The following is a 16,326-nucleotide window of genomic DNA, read 5'->3' on the forward strand; positions in this document are numbered from 1 at the left end:
GTCACCCTACCTCAGCAGCGCCTCCAGCGTCTCCAGCCGGTCGGCCTCCCCCGGCGGCTTGTCCCACCTGAGGCGGGCGATGCGGGGGAAGCGCATGGCGATGCCGGAGCGGTGGCGGGTGGAGCGGGCGAGGCCCTCGAAGGCGACTTCCAGCACCAGCCCCTCGTCCTTCTCATGCACCACTTCCCGCACCGGGCCGAAGCGGTTGATGGTGGCGCGCCGCACGAAGGCGTCGATCAGCTTCAGCTCCTCGTCGGTGAAGCCGAAATAGGCCTTGCCCACGGGCACCAGAACATCGCCCTCCTCGCCCTGCGTCCACACCCCGAAGGTGTAGTCGGAATAGAAGGACGAGCGCTTGCCGTGGCCGCGCTGGGCATACATGAGCACGGCGTCCACCGTGTGCGGATCGCGCTTCCATTTCCACCACGGCCCCTTGGGACGGCCGGGCAGGTAGGGACTGTCGCCGCGCTTGATCATCACCCCTTCCACCGCGTCGGCGTCCGGCCCCGCGCCGGCGGATGCGGGGTCCGCGCGGGCGCGGGTGAGGTCGTCCCAGCCGGCGAAGGGCACCAGCGGGGAGAGGTCGATGCGCGGCGACGACAGCCGGGTCACCAGCGCCTCCAGCCGCGCCCGCCGCGCGGTGAAGGGCAGGGCGCGCAGGTCCTCGTCGCCATCGACCAGCAAATCGTAGGCACGGATGTGGGCGGGAAATTCCGCCAGCATCTTCACCGTCACGCTTTTGCGGTTGAGCCGCTGCTGGAGCACGTTGAACGGCTCCACCCGCCCCTCGCGGACGATCAGCAACTCCCCGTCCATGGCGCCGTTAAAGGCGATGGCGTCCGCCAGATCGGGGAAGGCCTCGGAGATGTCCTCCCCGGTGCGGGAATAAAGCCGCACCGCCCGCACCCCATCCGCCCCGGTGCCGGCCACCGCCTGCACGCGGATGCCGTCCCACTTCCATTCGGCGCTGAAATCGCCGGGGGCAAGGTCGGCGAAATTGGCTTCCTCGATGGCGTGGGCCAGCATCACCGGGCGAAACGGCGCGGGGTTGGAGGTCTCGGGCCGCGGCCCATGACCCTCCACCCAGGCGAACAGCTCTTCATAGGGTGGTGCGAGGCCGGGCCAGACCAGTTCCACCTCGTCCGGCGTGACGCTGCCAAGGCTTGCCACCGCGGTCTTGGCGAGGCGGGCGGAGGCGCCCACCCGCATGGCGCCGGTGATGAGCTTCAGCAGCGCCCAGCGGCCCGTCTCGTCCAGCCCGTCGAGCCAGTCGGCGAGGCGCCGGGGCAGGCTGGACCGCGAGAGGGTGGAGAGGCCGTGGACGATCTCGGACAGCAGCGGCGCGTGGGCGTGGGCGCCTTCCAGCCTCGGCCACATGAGGGCGACGGTTTCCGAGAGGTCGCCCACATAATCGTAGGACATCTCGAACAGCACCGGGTCGGCCCGCTCCATGATGAGGGCGCGCACCACGCCGGGCTTGGCATTGGCGAAGGAGAGCGCCCCGGTGAGCGCCGCGAGGGCGAAGCCGCGCTCGGGGTCCGGCGTGGTGCGGAAATAGTCCGCCATCAGCCGGATCTTGGCGTTGCGCCCGGCCTCATAGGACATGCGGTCGAGCAGGGCGGCGAAGCGGTTCATGGCGCAGCCCCCGGCGCTGCGCCTTCAGTGGGAGCCGCCTCCTCGTCCTCCTCGCCATAGCCCACCATGTGGAGCGGGCGGGCACGCAATTGGCGGGTCTGGGCCCAGTGGACCAAAGCGTCCTCAGCGCCGTGGGTCACCCACAGCTCCTCGCAGCCGGTGGCCTGGATGGAGGCGCAGAGCCCGTCCCAGTCCGCATGGTCGGACACCACCAGCGGCAGCTCCACGCCGCGCTGGCGGGCCCGGGCGCGCACCCGCATCCAGCCGGAGGCGAAGCAGGTGATGGGATCGGCGAAGCGCCGCGCCCAGATGTCGGTCATGGCGGAGGGCGGGGCTATCACCACCGCCCCGGCGAAGGCGGCCTTGTCGGTGCCCTTCACCGGGCGGATGTCGCCAAGCGCCAGGCCCTGAGCCTCATAATAATCGGTGATGGCGGTGAGCGCGCCATGCACATAGATCGGCGCGTCGTGGCCGGCGGCGCGCATCAGCGCCATCATGCGCTGGGCCTTGCCGAGCGAATAGGCGCCCACGATGTGGGTGCGCTCGGGGAAGATGCGCACGGAGGCGAGCAGCTTCTCGGTCTCGCCCGCCGCCGGGGGATGGCGGAACACCGGCAGGCCAAAGGTCGCCTCGCTGACGAAGACGTGGCAGCGCACCGGCTCGAACGGGGCGCAGGTGGGGTCGGCGGCGTCCTTGTAGTCGCCGGAGACCACGATCACGAGCCCGTCCTTCTCCAGCCGGACCTGGGCCGAGCCGAGCACATGGCCGGCGGGATGCAGGCTGACGCGCACGCCGTTGATGACCACCGCCTCGCCATAGGCCAGTGCCTGGGTCGAACCGGCGAAGCCTTCGCCGTAGCGGATGGCCATGAGGTCGAGCGTCTGCCGGGTGGCGAGCACATGGGCATGGCCGGCGCGGGCATGGTCCGAATGGCCATGGGTAATCACCGCCCGCGACACGGCGCGCGTCGGGTCCACATAGAAGTCGCCGGCGGGGGAATAAAGGCCCTTGGGCGAGGGGCAGAGCAGGTCTTCCGGGCGCATGTCTTTATCGCAGGGCTTGCCGCCTATATGGGAAGCCAAAGCGGTTTCGCGAGGTTTCGGTAAAGTGGCTCATTCCGCCTTCACCCTCCTGTCCGGCGATCCGGTGCTCGACCGGCGGCTCGACTGGGCCCGCGCCTTCCTCGCCGAGGGCGACGCGGCCGCGTGCGCCGAACTGCTGGCCGAGACCGTGGCCGACGCGCCCCATTTCGCCGCCGCCTGGTTCCTGCTGGGCGAGGCGCGTGCCGCAATGGCAGACCGCGCCGGCGCGACGAAGGCCTTTGAGCGGGTGCGCGCGCTTGATCCCGACGATGCGCTGGGGGCGGGGCTGCACCTCGCCCGGCTCGGCGCGGCGCCGGCGGAGGGGGCCATGTCGTCGGCCTATGTGCGCACCCTGTTCGATCAATATGCCGACCGCTTCGACACCGCCCTGCGCGACAAGCTCGCCTATCGCGGGCCGGAGCTGCTGTTCGAGGCGCTGGCGCGCGCGGCGGCCGCGCGAGGCCGCACCCTCGCCTTCGCCGAGGGCATGGATCTGGGCTGCGGCACCGGGCTTGCCGGGGTGCTGTTCGCGACGGTGGTGGAGCGGCTGGCGGGTGTGGACCTCTCCCCGGCCATGCTGGAGAAGGCGGCGGGGCTCGGTCTCTATGCCCGGCTGGAGGCGGGCGAGATGGGCGCGGCGCTGGAAGCCGTGCCCGAAGCCGGCCTCGACCTCATCCTCGCCGCCGATGCCCTGTGCTACGTGGCCGACCTTGCCCCGCTCTTCCACGCGGCGCGGCGCGCGCTGAAAGCGGATGGACTCTTCGCCTTCACGCTGGAGACCCATGACGGCGACGGGGTGATCCTGCGCGACACCCTGCGCTACGCCCATTCTGCAGCTCATGTCCGCGCATTGGCACAGGCGGCGGGGCTGGCCGTGGTGCTGCTGGAGGCGGCCTCCACCCGCGCGGAAAAGGGCGTGGCCGTGCCCGGCCTCGTCTGCGTGCTGGGGTAGCACCAAAGGCCGATGAGCCTGGCTCACAGGCCTTTGGTCAAGCCCGCGCGGCGCTTGAGCGCTCGGCACCGGTCGAAGGCCGGGGCCGATGGTATCGTCAGCCCCTGCGGCCCAGGGCCTGGATGGCGAGAGCGAGGGCGCCGCAGCCAAGTCCCGCCGCGCACACCGCCGGCCAGCCGCCGAAGCCCCAGGCGAGCGTGGCCGCCGCTGAGCCCAGCGCCCCGCCGACGAACATGGTGCCGATCAGGATGGTGTTCAGCCGCGCCCGGGCGGCCGGCCGCAGCGCGAACACGATGTGCTGGTTGGCCACCAGCGCGCCCTGCATGGCGAAGTCCAGCACGATGACGCCCACCACCATGCCGGCGATGCTGGGCCAGGCGAAGAAGACGAGCCATGCCGCCAGGGCGAGGCCGGCGCCCCAGAGCACCACGCTCCCGGGGCCCTTGCGGTCGGCGAAGCGGCCGGACAGGGGCGCGGCCAGGATGCCCACGAGGCCGAGGATGCCGAACAGCCCCGCCGCCTGCGCGCCGAGGTGGAACGGCGGCCCCTCCAGCCGGAAGGCGAGGATGGTCCAGAAGGCGATGAAGGCGGCGAAGATGAGTGCCTGGGTAATGGCGGCCCGGCGCAGGGTGGGAAACTCGCGCCACAGGGCGCCGAGCGACCCCAGGAGGCGGCCGTAGGACAGGCTGGTCTCGGGCATGCTGCGGGGCAGGGTCAGTGCCATCAGCCCGCCGGCGAGCAATGCCATAGGCACCCCCAGCCAGAACATGTCGCGCCAGCCCGCATGGGCGGCGACGAAGCCGGACAGGGTGCGGCTGAGCAGGATGCCGGCGAGGATGCCCGACAGCACCATGCCCACCGTGGCGCCGCGCTTCTCCGGCGCGGCGAGATGGGCCGCCAAAGGCACGATCTGCTGAGCCACCGTGGAGCCGAGGCCCACCAGCAAGGAGGCGGCAAGCAGCGCCAGCGGCCCCTGCGCCAGGGCGGAAAAGGCCAGCGCCGCCGCCACCGCCACGAACTGGATCACGATGAGGCGTCGCCGCTCCACCACGTCGCCCAAAGGCACCAGCAGGAACAGGCCGGCGGCATAGCCGATCTGCGTCACCGTAGGCACCAGCGGGGTGAGGGAACCGGGCAGGTCGCGCTCCATCACCGCGAGCATGGGCTGGTTGTAATAGATGTTGGCCACCGCCACGCCGGCGGCGGCGGCCATGGCGAAGATGCGTCCGAAGCCGGCGCCCTCGGCGCTGGCGGAAGATGAGGTCATGGGCAGTCTCCGGCCGCACGGTCCGCAGCAAAGGCGGTGCGCCGGCGGGCAGGGTCGGAAGCGGGGCTGGGCGATCCCGGCCTTGAGGGGCCGGAAGCGATGTCCCCTCCATTCTAGAGGATGCTGCGTCGCAGCGCGATTGCCTCGCGCCGCTTTCGCGGATCACGCTGTCGCGACATCGGGGCACCCGTCATAAGCATGGGCCATGACGCAGAGGCGCACGTGCCGGGGCGCCAGCGCTTCATCCCGAGCGCAGATGCCCTAAGGGAAGGCGACGCCTCCCTCTTCGGCCATGGGCCGCGCGCGAAGGCGCCTCAGCGCACTGGCAGGCTGAAGGGCTCGCCCTCGAACGCATCGGCGCCGCGGCCGATGGCGTGGATGGCGGCCACCATCCGCCCGTCGCGCTTCAGCACCTTGTCGGCCAGCGCCACGATGCGCGGATTGGGGGTCGCGGTTGGCGAGGCATGGCGCAGGCGCTGGGCCAGCTCGGTCTCGTCGCGATCCGGCAGCAGCGCGCACAGGGTGGCATAGGCCGCCGCGGTGGAGCGCGAGATGCCGGCATAGCAATGGATCACCAGGGGCGCCTCGCGCGGCCAGGCATGAACGAACTCGAACAGCTCGTGCATGTGGGTCTCATCCGGCGCCACCATGCCCTCGATCTCCTCGACGATGTCGTTGATGCCGAGGAACAGATGGTTGGTGGGGTCCACATTGCTGGGACGGGTCAGCACCGTGTTCCCGTTGATGAGCGTGATGACATGCCGCGCGCCCGTGGTCTCGACCGTATCGTGCAGCTTGGCGAGGGAGCAGACATGGATCATGGCTTCAGCTCCTCGAACCGTTTCAGAAACCGCATTTTTGCGGTCTCCGCCTCCCATGGGGTGAGATAGTCCTTTTCCGCCGCAGCGTCGAGGCGGGCCGGGCGGCCGAAGAAGGCCTTGGCCTCCTCGGCGGCGAAGCCGGCCAGACGCGTCGCCTCGAAAAAGGCGGCGGCATGGTCCGATGCCTTCACGATCTTGACCAGCGGCGCCGGCCAGACCGTCGGCAGGCCGAAGCGGAGGGAGATGGCTGCCAGGAGCCGGGCCTCCACCGCCTTGTAGTCGCCCCCCAGCACCGCCTTGAACGGCGAGATCATGTCGCCGATCACATATTCGGGGGCGTCGTGCAGCAGCACGCACAGCCGCCAGCGCGGGTCGAGGTCGGGGTGGGAGCGCCGCGACAGGCGCTCCACCAGCAGCGAATGCTGCGCCACCGAGAAAATGTTGGCGCCCGAGGTCTGCCCGTTCCAGCGGGCGACGCGGGCAAGGCCGTGGGCGATGTCCTCGATCTCCACGTCGAGGGGGGAGGGATCCAGCAGGTCGAGCCGCCGCCCCGACAGCATGCGCTGCCACGCCCGCGCCGGGGCCGGCGTTTTCCGGCGGGCGGGCGGGGCTTGCCGGGGGGGCGCCGGCGCCTCGGGCGGGGGTGTGGGGTGCTTCGTCTCGGCCGTCACGAATCGCGTGCTCCAGGTTGACGGGAAGGGTAAGCTCCCGCCCACCCACGACAAGCCGCCCGTCACGGGCGGGCCGAGCCCTTTCGCCTGAGCTTTCCCGGCGCGAGCCTTTCCAGTGCGAGCTTTGCCATGACCGAGACCCTTTCGCCGCAGACGCCCGCCGCCGCGCCGCGCGCACCGGTGCGCCCGACGCTGGCGGCCAGCGCCGCCGTGTTTCGCGGCCCGCTGGTGCTGCTCGCCCGCCGCGCCGCCAATCCCGGCGCCGGCCTGTGGAGCCTGCCCGGCGGCCGGGTGGAGCCCGGAGAAACCCTGGCCGAAGCGGCCGTGCGCGAGGTGATGGAGGAGGTGGGGGTCAGCGCCGACATCGTGGGGCTCGCCGCCGCGCGGGACATCATCATCCGCGACAAGGAAGGCGAGCTTGCCGCTCATTTCGTGGTGATCGCCCACGCCGCCCGCTGGCGCGCCGGCGAGCCGCAGCCGGGCGCGGAAGCGGCGGAGGTGGGCTGGTTCCGTCCCAACGAGGTGGCTGCCCTGCCCACCACCGAGGGGCTCGCCGAGGTGGTGGCACAGGCGGCCCTTCTGGTGATCGAGCCTTGACCGCAAGCCCGCCGCGCCGCAGGAGTGGGCGCGGAAACGGCAAGGTCATGCGCATCCTCGTTCTTCTCACCGCCGGCGCGCTCGCGCTCTCTTCCCCCGCTTTTGCTGCGGGCCCGACCGAGGGCGCCCCGCCGCCCTATGACGGGGACCTCATGAGGCTCGCCGAGATCCTCGGCGCGCTGCATTATCTGCGCCCGCTGTGCGGCGTGACCTCCGAGGGGCAGCGCTGGCGCACCGAGATGCAGGCGCTCATCGATACCGAGCAGCCCTCCGACGCGCGCCGGGCCAAGATCATATCGAGCTTCAACCGGGGCTATTCCAGCTATGCGGAGGTCTACCGCACCTGCACGCCGGCGGCGCGGGTGGCGGTGGAACGCCAGCTCGACGAGGGCTCGCGGCTCGCCCACGACATCGTGGTGCGCTACGGCGGAAACTAAAAATTCCGGCGTTAACCTTTTGGTCAGAACTGGCCTGAACGCCCGCGCGCGGCATGCTAGAGAATGCGGAGCGCCGCATGATTTTCGCGGTGCGGAGGCCTTGCCGTGTCCACCTTGCCCACCCCAGCCATCGCCCTTCCCGAGATCGCTGACATGGCCGCGGACGACCGCCACGCCGCGCTCACCTATCTGAACGATGCGTGGGTGGAAGCCGTGCGCGAGGGGCTGGAGGAAGACTGCCTGGTGCAGGCGGCTCTGTTCACCGCCCTGCGCAGCCTCGTCGCCACCTATGGCGAGACCGCGAGCGCCGAATATATGGCCCGCGTCGCCGAGCGCGTGGCGGCGGGCGAATACACCGTCGCCGGCCTGACCCACTGAGAGCGCTTCTCTTCATTCCCTGCGATTGAGATCAAGCCCGGAGCGTCTTTCCCGGGCTTGTGCCGTGCATCCACGCCGGGCCGCTGGTGCAAGCGCTCGAAAATCCGTCCCAGCCGCGCAGCGTGGATGGTCGGCTCAAGGCCGGCCATGACGGCGGACAGGAAGGAACGCTCCTCCCGCTCCAACCCTCTCCCAAAACAAAACCGGCGCCCCGAGGGGCGCCGGTCTCGTTTTCAGAAAGGCGGTGCGGCTCAGGCGGCTGCGTCGCGCTTGTTCTGGCGGTTGTGGATGAGGTCCTCCACCACGCCGGGATCGGCGAGGGTCGAGGTGTCGCCCAGGCTCTCGAACTGGTCCTCGGCGATCTTGCGCAGGATGCGGCGCATGATCTTGCCCGAGCGGGTCTTGGGCAGGCCCGGCGCGAACTGGATCAGGTCCGGGGAGGCGATGGGGCCGATCTCGCGGCGCACCCAGCCCACCAGTTCCTTGCGCAGTTCCTCGGTGGGCTCCTCGCCGTCCATCAGGGTGACATAGGCGTAGATGCCCTGGCCCTTGATGTCGTGAGGGAAGCCCACCACGGCGGCTTCCGACACCTTGGGATGGGCGACGAGGGCGCTTTCCACCTCCGCCGTGCCCATGCGGTGGCCGGACACGTTGATCACGTCGTCCACGCGGCCGGTGATCCAGTAGAAGCCGTCCGCGTCGCGGCGGCAGCCGTCGCCGGTGAAGTACTTGCCGGGATAGGTGGAGAAGTAGGTCTGCTCGAAGCGCTCATGGTCGCCATAGACCGTGCGCATCTGGCCCGGCCAGCTGTCGGCGATCACGAGGTTGCCCTCGCAGGCGCCCTCAAGCACCTTGCCTTCCGCGTCCACCACCTCGGGCATCACGCCGAAGAAGGGGCGGGTGGCGGAGCCGGGCTTCAGCTTGGTGGCGCCGGGCAGGGGGGTGATGAGGATGCCGCCGGTCTCGGTCTGCCACCAGGTGTCGACGATGGGGCAGCGCTCCTCGCCGACGACGCGGTAGTACCACTCCCAGGCTTCCGGATTGATGGGCTCGCCCACCGAGCCGAGCAGGCGCAGCGACGAGCGCGAGGTGCGCTTCACCGGCTCCTCGCCCGCCTGCATCAGCGAGCGGATGGCGGTGGGGGCGGTGTAGAAGATGTTGACCTTGTGCTTGTCGATCACATCCCAGAAGCGCGACACGCTGGGATAGTTGGGGATGCCCTCGAACATCAGCGTGGTGGCGCCGTTCGCGAGCGGGCCATAGACGATGTAGGAGTGGCCCGTCACCCAGCCCACGTCGGCGGTGCACCAGTAGATGTCGCCGGGGTGGTAGTCGAAGATGTATTGATGCGTCATGGACGCATAGACGAGATAGCCGCCGGTGGTGTGCAGCACGCCCTTCGGCTTGCCGGTGGAGCCGGAGGTGTAGAGGATGAACAGCGGATCTTCCGCGTTCACATGCTCGGCCGGGCACTCGTCGGTGACCATGGCGGTGGCTTCGTCGTAATAGACGTCGCGGCCCGGCAGCATATCCACCTTGCCGCCGGTGCGGCGCACCACGATCACATGGTCCACGCCGCCGTTGATCTGGGCGATGGCCGCGTCCACGTTGGCCTTCAGCGGCACCTTGCGACCGCCGCGCAGGCCTTCGTCGGCGGTGATGATGCACTTGGAGCCGCAGTCGGCCACGCGGCCGGCCAGGCTGTCCGGAGAGAAGCCGCCGAAGACGATGGAATGGATCGCGCCGAGCCGCGCGCAGGCCAGCATCGCGAAGGCCGCCTCGGGGATCATCGGCAGGTAGATGGTGACGCGGTCGCCCTTCTCCACGCCGCGGTTGCGCAGCACGTTGGCGAGCTTGTTCACCTCGCTGGAGAGTTCGCGATAGGTGATGTTGCGGCTCTCGTCCGGGCTGTCGCCTTCCCAGATGATGGCCACCTGGTCGCCGCGGGTCTCAAGGTGACGGTCCACGCAATTGTAGGCGACGTTGGTGATGCCGTCCTCGAACCACTTGATGGAGACGTGGCCGGGATCAAACGAGGTGTTCTTCACCTTGGTATAGGGCGTGAACCAGTCGATGCGCTTGCCGTGCTCGCCCCAGAACGCATGGGGGTCGTTCACCGAGGCGGCGTACATGGACTGATAATGCGCATCGTCCACATAGGCCTTTTGGGCCCATTCGGAGGGAACGTCGTAGATCTTGTCGGACATGCTCTTGCCTCCCTCGCGCGGGCGCGTTTCCCGCGATCCTTCGTTTGCGGCGAATTGTTCCGCCTTGGTTGCGCCGGATTATGGGGAGAGGCAGGAAGCTCCACAAGGCGGTGGCGAGACCGACTTTGGGTGCATAGCCCTTCGTCGCTTCCGCCAGAGCCCGCGCCGGCCGGCCTGAATCGCAAGCCGATCGCGCAAGCTGTTATTTTTGCTTGCTTTCGTGGCCGCACTCGCCCCTCGGGCCGATGCAACCTGATCGGCCCTTGCCCCGGTGGAAAAGCTAAACCGCAGCCCTCCCGAACGACACCCACATGCCGCAGCATACCGCCATTTCGCAGGTGCGGCCGTCGCCCTATAGAAGGACCGAACCGCCGCACGTGCGAGATGCCAGACCCTGTGGCGAGACTTATGCGTCCCCCTCCCGTACCGGACTTTGCGTCATGACCCCCTGGACTCGTGTTCTTCTCGTCCTTGCCGGCCTCATGGGGGCCGCGGGCGTTGCCTCCGCCGCCGCCGCGGCCCATGTGGGCGGCGGGGCGAACCTGGAGACGGCCGCCCACTTCCTCCTGTTCCACGCCGCGGCCCTCGTGGGGCTTGGCGCGCTCAGCCTTTTGCTGGGACGCGGACGCGTGGTGCTGCAACTGGGCGCGAGCGCCATCGCGCTCGGTGCCCTGCTGTTTTCCGGTGATCTGGCGTCGCGGGCCTTGATGGAAGTCAAGCTTCTGGGCGGCAGCGCGCCTTTCGGCGGCTCGCTGATGATCCTTGGCTGGCTGACGGTCGGGGCCAGCGCCCTCGTCGCGCGCCGGGCCTGAGCCTCTTCGCCTTCTACGTGCGCCGGGCCTGAAAGCGGGCTTCGGCGCGGTCCACAAGGGCGTCGAGCGCGTGCGGCGCGTCAAGGGCGAGGGTGACCGGCAGGGGGGCGATGGCGTCGAGGACGCCTGAGAACTCGGGTCCCGCGAAGGCCGGGCCGGTCAGGCGGGCCCGGTCCTTTTCCGTGGTCACCAGCCGTGCGCCCTGCGCCCGCGCGGCTTCGACGAGCCGGGCGATTTCGGCGGGGCGGAACGGATGGTGGTCGGCGAAGGCGTGGCGTGCCAGCAGGGCCAGCCCTTCGGCTTCCAGCGTCGCGAAGAATTTTTCCGGCCGGCCGATGCCAGCGAAGGCGATGAGAGGCATTCCGCGTAACGCCGCCACGGCCGCCGGATCGGGCACCAGCCAGCCGCGCAGCACGGTGCATCCCGCCTGAGTGGCCTCGGCCGCCACCCTGTCCCCCGCGCTGCCGTCGCCCACCACCAGCACTGCATCGGCGCGAGCCAGTTGGGGCAGGAGCGGCGCCCGCAGCGGGCCGGCGGGGGTGACGCAGGCGTTGCCGACGCCCACCATTCCATCCACCACCAGAACCGACACATCCTTGTGCAGGGACGGGTTCTGGAAGCCGTCGTCCATGACGATATGGCTCGCGCCCGCCTCAACCGCCATCGCCGCACCGGCCAGCCGCGCGCCGCCGGCGACGATGGTGGGGGCGTGGCGGGCGAGCAGCAGGGCCTCGTCACCCACCGCGTCGGCGCCGTGGATCGCCGGATCCACCCGCAACGGCATCGGCGCCGAGCCGCCATGGCCCCGCAGCAGGGCGAAGGGCGTGGCGCCACGGGCGGTGAGGCGGTCAAGGAGGGCGATGGCGGTGGGCGTCTTGCCCGCCCCCCCCACGGTGGGATTTCCGATGCACAGCACCGGCGCATCCACCCGCCCGCCGGCCTTGCCCATGCGGGCCAGCGCGACGGCGCCCACCACGGCGCCGATGGGGGAGAGCAGGGCACTCGCAACACCCGGGCGGCGCCACCAGAAGGCGGGCGCGCGCATCCTCAGCGGGCCTCGAGGCGGATCTGGATGAGATAGGGCTCGATGGCCGAGAGGGTGCGATCCAACGCGCCACCCAGCCCCGTGACCGTGGCGAAGGCTGCGTCGGCCATGTGGCCCTGGAGCTGGCTGTCCTTGATCAGGGCATAGGCGGCGCGGGCGATGCCCATGGCATCGGCCACTTCCGCCGCGCCCTCGCCGGCGTCGAGGGCGTCATAGACGGCGGCGAAGTTCCACACATGGGGGCCGTGGAGCACCACCGTGCCAAGCTTGGCCGGCTCGATGGGATTCTGTCCGCCATGCTCCACAAGCGAGCCGCCCAGGAAGGCCACCTGCGCGAGGCGGTAGAACAGGCCCAGCTCGCCGATGGTGTCGGCCACATAGATGCCGGTATCCGCGTCGGGCCACTCGTCGAAGGCGCGCTGGCGCGGGGCAAGGCCTGCGGCCTCGGCCAGCTCCGCCACCTCGGTACCGCGCTCGGGATGGCGCGGGGCGATGATGGTGAGCAAGTCGGGAATCCGGGAGGTGATGATGCGGTGGGCCTCGATGATCGCGCCTTCCTCCCCCTCGTGGGTGGAGGCGGCAAGCAGCACCGGGCGCTTGCCCACGGCGACACCGAAGCGCTTCAGCTCGGCGGGATCGACGCCAGGCGGCGGCACGTCGAACTTGAGATTGCCGCAGATTTCGACCCGCGGTGTTCCCAGCGAGCGGTAGCGCTCCGCGTCCTCCTCGCTCTGGGCGAGGCACAGGTCGATGCGCGAGAGCAAGGCGCGGGCGCTCTTGGGCAGGCGTGCCCAGCGCTTGGCCGAGCGGTCGGACAGCCGGGCATTCACCAGCACCACCGGCGTGCCGCGCCGGCCGAGCTCCGCGATCAGGTTGGGCCACAGCTCCGATTCGGCCAGAAGCACGAGGTCGGGCGCCCAATAGTCGAGGAAGCGGGCGATGAAGCCGCGCGCGTCCAGGGGCACGAACTGGTGGATCACCCCGGGCGGGGTGCGGGCCGCGGCCACCCGGCTGGAGGTGAGGGTGCCCGAGGTCAACAGCACCTTGAAGCCGCGCGCGTCGAGCCGCTCGATCAGCGGCAGCACCGAGATCACCTCGCCGACGCTGGCCCCGTGCACCCACACCAGCGGCCCGTCCGGGCGCTCGGCGCTGGGGTGTCCGCGCCGCTCGGCGAGGCGGGTCGGGTCTTCCTTGCCCTTGCGGACCCGGTAGGAGAGCCAGGCCGGCGCGAGAAGCGAGGCCGCGGCGCTCGCGCCCCGGTAGAGGCGCAGGGTCAGGGGCAGGGCGCGACCCTTCATACGGAGTCGGCTCCGGCGGCCGAGGTTTCCAGGACCAGGGCCTCGGCGCGGGCGGTGGCGGCTTCGAGCCGGGCCTGCACCAGGTCGCGGGCCGCCTTCATGGTCGCCTCGTCGGCATCGCGTGGCACGAAGATGGGCTCGCCCACCACCGCAGCGCCCCGGCCGAACGGCAGGTTGAGGCTGGCGCGGTCCCAGCTCTTCAGGGTGATGCGGTTGCGGGTGGCCATGGCGAGCGGGATGATAGGGCGTCCCGAATACCGCGCAATGGTCACGACGCCCAGACCGGCCCGGCGGGCGATCTTCGGCACGTCGGCGGTCATGGCCACGTTGATGCCCTGTTCCAGGGTATCGAGCATCTCATAGGTCGCGGAGACCGCGCCCTTGCGATGGAAATCGTTGCGGGAGGTGGCGCCCGAGCCGCGGATGGTGCCCACCCCGAGCTTCTCGGCGGCGATGGCGTTGATCTCCGCATCCGCATGGCGGGAGATGAGCACCTTGGCCTTGTGGTGGGGCTTCATGGCGAAGGGCGTGAGGAAATGCTGCCCATGCCAGAAGGTGATGATCACTGGCATGCGCTCGTCGATGGTCTCGAAGATGTCCGGGGGCTCGATCACGAACCGCGTGGTGCGCGCCACGAGCTTGAAATAGGACGCGAACGTCGTGCCCGCCGCCACCTTGAAGGCGTGGTTTGTCCTCAGTCGCCGCCACATCTTTTGGTCTTTTGCTCCGGGCTGCGCGGCCGGCCGCTTGTCGCGGGTCCAGCCGACGCCCCTTCTTATTCGATCTTGGAGACGAAAGAACAGGCCGGGCCTGTGCGACCCGGCCGCTTTCCTCTCATGGGGCCCGTCCCTCAGGGGCGGGCGTGTGTGGTGTCAGCTGCCCTGGACCTTGCCGGTCTCGGGATCGAGCAGGCGGTGCAGGTGCACCACGAAATAACGCATCAGGGCGTTGTCCACCGTCTGCTGTGCCTTGCCCTTCCAGGCGGCGGCCGCGCTGGCATAGTCGGGGAAGATGCCGACGATGTCGAGCTTGGACAGATCCTTGAACTCGGAGCCGTCGAGGGTGGTGAGCTCGCCGCCGAAAACGAGGTGCGGCAACTGTTTCTGCGTGTCAGTCATGGCTTGTCCCAACTAGCGCTGATCTAAAGTGGCGTTGAAAAACGGGGGCTGCGGCGCGGTCTCCACCAGCGCGGCGTGAAGCGCGGGGCCGGCGCAGAGCAGCGCGGGGTGGCGCGGCTCCGGCGCGTTGTAGGTGAGCGGGGTGCCGTCGCGGGTGGTCAGGAGGCCGTGGGCCTCGTGCACGATGAGGTCGGCGGCGGCCAGATCCCAGTCATTGCTGTTGCCGGCGGCGAAGGCGACATCGATCTCGCCGGTGGCGACGCGGGCGAGCCGCAAAGCCAGCGAGCGCACGCGCGGCAGGCGCTCCACCGCCGCACGGCGGGCGAGGGCGTCCAGATCGGCAGGGGGGCCGGCCACCCGGGCGCCGTCGAGGGTGTGGCGCGGCGCCACCTTGAGGGGGGCGCCATTGAGCATGGCGCCACGGCCCGCCTCGGCGGTGAACAGCTCCCCGGTGGCGGGCGCGAACAGGGCGGCGAGGACCGGCCGGCCCTCTTCCACCAGCGCCACCGAGACCGCCCAGTCATGGCCGCCGGCCATGAAGCCGCGGGTGCCGTCGATGGGGTCCACCACCCACAGCCGGCGGGTGCCGAGGCGGGCCGGGCCGTCGGCGGATTCCTCGGAAAGCCAGCCGATGCCGGCATCCAGCGCGGTGAGGTGGCGGTGGAGGAAGGCATCCACCGCCATGTCCGCCTCGGTGACGGGGGAGTTGTTGTCCTTGGTCCAGGATTTCACGCCGGCCTGGAACATGGCGAGCGCGATCCCGCCCGCCGCCGTCACCGTTTCGGTGAGCTGGCGCGCCAGGGGGGCGGGGGCAGGCCCGTCGGGGCCGCGCGTGGGCTCGACGCTCATGGGCCTGCCACATAGGGGCGTCGGCGTCCCGAGGCAAGGAGACTTGTGCTGCACTGCGTCAATGCGCGCCCCGCCGAGAGCGCTTTCCGCCCGCGCTGGCGCGCGGTGAACGCCCTGTCTGGTTGAGTTCGCGCCTTCTTCACGCGGAGCGGTGCCTACTTCGCTCGAAAACGCCCTAAGGCAGGAGCGGCGCGAGCGTGTTGGGCACGAGCGTGTCGAGGGCAAGGCCCGCGAACAGGATCAGGCCGGCGTCGCGGTTGGACTTGAACACGGCGAGGCAGCGGGCACCGTCGTCGATGTCGAGCCGGCGCACCTGCCCCGCCAGATGCAGGGCAAAGCCGATCAGGCCCATCACCGCGAATGGGCCCGACGGCACCGAAAGCAGGGCGATGCCGAACAGGACCACCACCAAAGTGTAGCAGAGCGCCACCACGAGCGCGGTGCCGCGGCCGAACAGCAGTGCGGTGGAACGCACGCCCACGATGGCGTCGTCCTCCTTGTCCTGGTGGGCATAGATGGTGTCGTAGGCGAACACCCACAGCACGCAGCCGGCGAACAGCAGCAGGGCCGGATCGGCGATGGTGCGCATCACGCTGGCCCAGCCCATGAGCGCGCCCCACGAGAAGGCGATGCCCAGGATGAGCTGCGGCACCGAGGTGACGCGCTTCATCAAGGGGTAAATTGCCACCACGCCAAGGGAGGCGAGGCCGGTGATGATGGCGAAATGGGGCAGGGACAGCAGCACCGCGAGGCCGATCAGGGCCTGCGCCACCAGGAAGGCGAAGGCCGCCGGCACGCTCACGGCGCCCGAGGCGACGGGGCGGTTGCGGGTGCGCGCCACCTGCCGGTCGATCTTGCGGTCGAGGATGTCGTTCCATGTGCAGCCGGCGCCGCGCATGGCCACCGCGCCGATGGCGAACAGCACCAGCAGCCGGGGATCCGGATAGGGGGCGTCGTCGGCGATGGCGGCGAGCGCGGTAGACCACCAGCACGGCAGCAGCAGCAGCCACGAGCCGATGGGCCGGTCCAGACGGGCAAGCCGCAGGTAGGGACGCACGCGCAGGGGTGCGAAACGATCTACCCAATTACCGCTGACGGCATCGGCGACGGGAGGGGTCATCGCCCCTTCGCTGGAACTGGAAGGCAATCCGGCAACC

General features: G+C 70.2%; 17 protein-coding genes. 5 read left to right on the forward strand and 12 right to left on the reverse strand.

The window, feature by feature from the left end; all coding sequences use genetic code 11:
- Window positions 1–6 precede the first annotated feature (6 nt).
- Window positions 7–1,635: a cisplatin damage response ATP-dependent DNA ligase gene (locus V5F66_RS02755; RefSeq protein WP_394093182.1), complete on the reverse strand. Its 1,629-nt coding sequence runs from the start codon at window positions 1,633–1,635 to the stop codon at window positions 7–9.
- Entirely contained in the window at window positions 1,632–2,678 is a 1,047-nt protein-coding gene (locus tag V5F66_RS02760; RefSeq protein ID WP_394093183.1) for a ligase-associated DNA damage response exonuclease, read from the reverse strand. Before V5F66_RS02760 ends, V5F66_RS02755 begins: the two co-directional genes overlap by 4 nt.
- A gap of 64 nt (window positions 2,679–2,742) precedes the next feature.
- On the opposite strand from V5F66_RS02760, the gene V5F66_RS02765 reads away from it, so the two are divergent.
- Window positions 2,743–3,669 carry a class I SAM-dependent DNA methyltransferase gene (locus V5F66_RS02765; protein ID WP_394093184.1) on the forward strand — a complete coding sequence of 309 codons (927 nt, stop codon included), beginning with the start codon at window positions 2,743–2,745 and terminating at the stop codon, window positions 3,667–3,669.
- A 97-nt stretch (window positions 3,670–3,766) separates the two neighbouring features.
- On the opposite strand, the gene V5F66_RS02770 is transcribed toward V5F66_RS02765, so the two are convergent.
- The 3 genes from V5F66_RS02770 to V5F66_RS02780 all read right to left on the reverse strand — a co-directional run bounded on the left by V5F66_RS02770 (window position 3,767) and on the right by V5F66_RS02780 (window position 6,317).
- A complete protein-coding gene (locus V5F66_RS02770; RefSeq protein WP_012113494.1) occupies window positions 3,767–4,936 on the reverse strand; it encodes an MFS transporter in 1,170 nt (389 codons plus the stop codon).
- Window positions 4,937–5,250: 314 nt separating this feature from the next.
- On the reverse strand, window positions 5,251–5,757 hold the full coding sequence (locus V5F66_RS02775) for a tyrosine phosphatase family protein (protein WP_012113495.1): 507 nt from the start codon (window positions 5,755–5,757) through the stop codon (window positions 5,251–5,253).
- Window positions 5,754–6,317 (reverse strand): HD domain-containing protein, encoded by a 564-nt coding sequence (locus V5F66_RS02780; RefSeq protein WP_049775885.1) that lies wholly within the window; start codon window positions 6,315–6,317, stop codon window positions 5,754–5,756. The genes V5F66_RS02775 and V5F66_RS02780 overlap by 4 nt, the downstream gene beginning before the upstream one ends.
- Window positions 6,318–6,557: 240 nt before the next feature.
- Here V5F66_RS02780 and V5F66_RS02785 point away from each other — a divergent pair, with 240 nt between their 5' ends.
- The 3 genes from V5F66_RS02785 (at window position 6,558) to V5F66_RS02795 (ending at window position 7,840) form a co-directional block, all read left to right on the forward strand.
- Window positions 6,558–7,025, forward strand: coding sequence for an NUDIX hydrolase (locus V5F66_RS02785; RefSeq protein ID WP_012113497.1), 468 nt, complete (start codon window positions 6,558–6,560; stop codon window positions 7,023–7,025).
- Between the two features lie 47 nt (window positions 7,026–7,072).
- Window positions 7,073–7,462 (forward strand): TIGR02301 family protein, encoded by a 390-nt coding sequence (locus V5F66_RS02790; protein ID WP_041575259.1) that lies wholly within the window; start codon window positions 7,073–7,075, stop codon window positions 7,460–7,462.
- Window positions 7,463–7,567: 105 nt separating this feature from the next.
- Entirely contained in the window at window positions 7,568–7,840 is a 273-nt protein-coding gene (locus V5F66_RS02795) for a hypothetical protein (RefSeq protein ID WP_012113499.1), read from the forward strand.
- Window positions 7,841–8,091: 251 nt separating this feature from the next.
- On the opposite strand, the gene acs is transcribed toward V5F66_RS02795, so the two are convergent.
- Window positions 8,092–10,047: an acetate--CoA ligase gene (gene acs / locus V5F66_RS02800; protein WP_394001846.1), complete on the reverse strand. Its 1,956-nt coding sequence runs from the start codon at window positions 10,045–10,047 to the stop codon at window positions 8,092–8,094.
- A 440-nt stretch (window positions 10,048–10,487) separates the two neighbouring features.
- Between acs and V5F66_RS02805 the strand changes: the two genes are divergently transcribed.
- The gene (locus tag V5F66_RS02805; RefSeq protein WP_394050012.1) at window positions 10,488–10,859 is read left to right on the forward strand and encodes a DUF423 domain-containing protein; all 372 of its coding nucleotides are present in this window, start codon (window positions 10,488–10,490) and stop codon (window positions 10,857–10,859) included.
- Between the two features lie 13 nt (window positions 10,860–10,872).
- On the opposite strand, the gene lpxK is transcribed toward V5F66_RS02805, so the two are convergent.
- The 6 genes from lpxK to ubiA all read right to left on the reverse strand — a co-directional run bounded on the left by lpxK (window position 10,873) and on the right by ubiA (window position 16,289).
- A complete protein-coding gene (gene lpxK, locus V5F66_RS02810) occupies window positions 10,873–11,904 on the reverse strand; it encodes a tetraacyldisaccharide 4'-kinase (RefSeq protein ID WP_394093185.1) in 1,032 nt (343 codons plus the stop codon).
- A gap of 2 nt (window positions 11,905–11,906) precedes the next feature.
- Window positions 11,907–13,202, reverse strand: a complete 1,296-nt coding sequence (locus tag V5F66_RS02815; protein WP_012113503.1) for a 3-deoxy-D-manno-octulosonic acid transferase — start codon at window positions 13,200–13,202, stop codon at window positions 11,907–11,909.
- Window positions 13,199–13,912 carry a lysophospholipid acyltransferase family protein gene (locus V5F66_RS02820; protein ID WP_012113504.1) on the reverse strand — a complete coding sequence of 238 codons (714 nt, stop codon included), beginning with the start codon at window positions 13,910–13,912 and terminating at the stop codon, window positions 13,199–13,201. The genes V5F66_RS02815 and V5F66_RS02820 overlap by 4 nt, the downstream gene beginning before the upstream one ends.
- Before the next feature lie 162 nt (window positions 13,913–14,074).
- Window positions 14,075–14,320, reverse strand: a complete 246-nt coding sequence (locus V5F66_RS02825) for a DUF4170 domain-containing protein (protein WP_012113505.1) — start codon at window positions 14,318–14,320, stop codon at window positions 14,075–14,077.
- Between the two features lie 12 nt (window positions 14,321–14,332).
- Window positions 14,333–15,169, reverse strand: coding sequence for a 3'(2'),5'-bisphosphate nucleotidase CysQ (locus tag V5F66_RS02830; protein WP_394093186.1), 837 nt, complete (start codon window positions 15,167–15,169; stop codon window positions 14,333–14,335).
- Window positions 15,170–15,344: 175 nt separating this feature from the next.
- A complete protein-coding gene (ubiA, locus tag V5F66_RS02835; protein ID WP_394001853.1) occupies window positions 15,345–16,289 on the reverse strand; it encodes a 4-hydroxybenzoate octaprenyltransferase in 945 nt (314 codons plus the stop codon).
- Window positions 16,290–16,326 lie beyond the last annotated feature (37 nt).

Source organism: Xanthobacter versatilis, from assembly GCF_043193975.1.
Taxonomy (GTDB): domain Bacteria; phylum Pseudomonadota; class Alphaproteobacteria; order Rhizobiales; family Xanthobacteraceae; genus Xanthobacter; species Xanthobacter autotrophicus_E.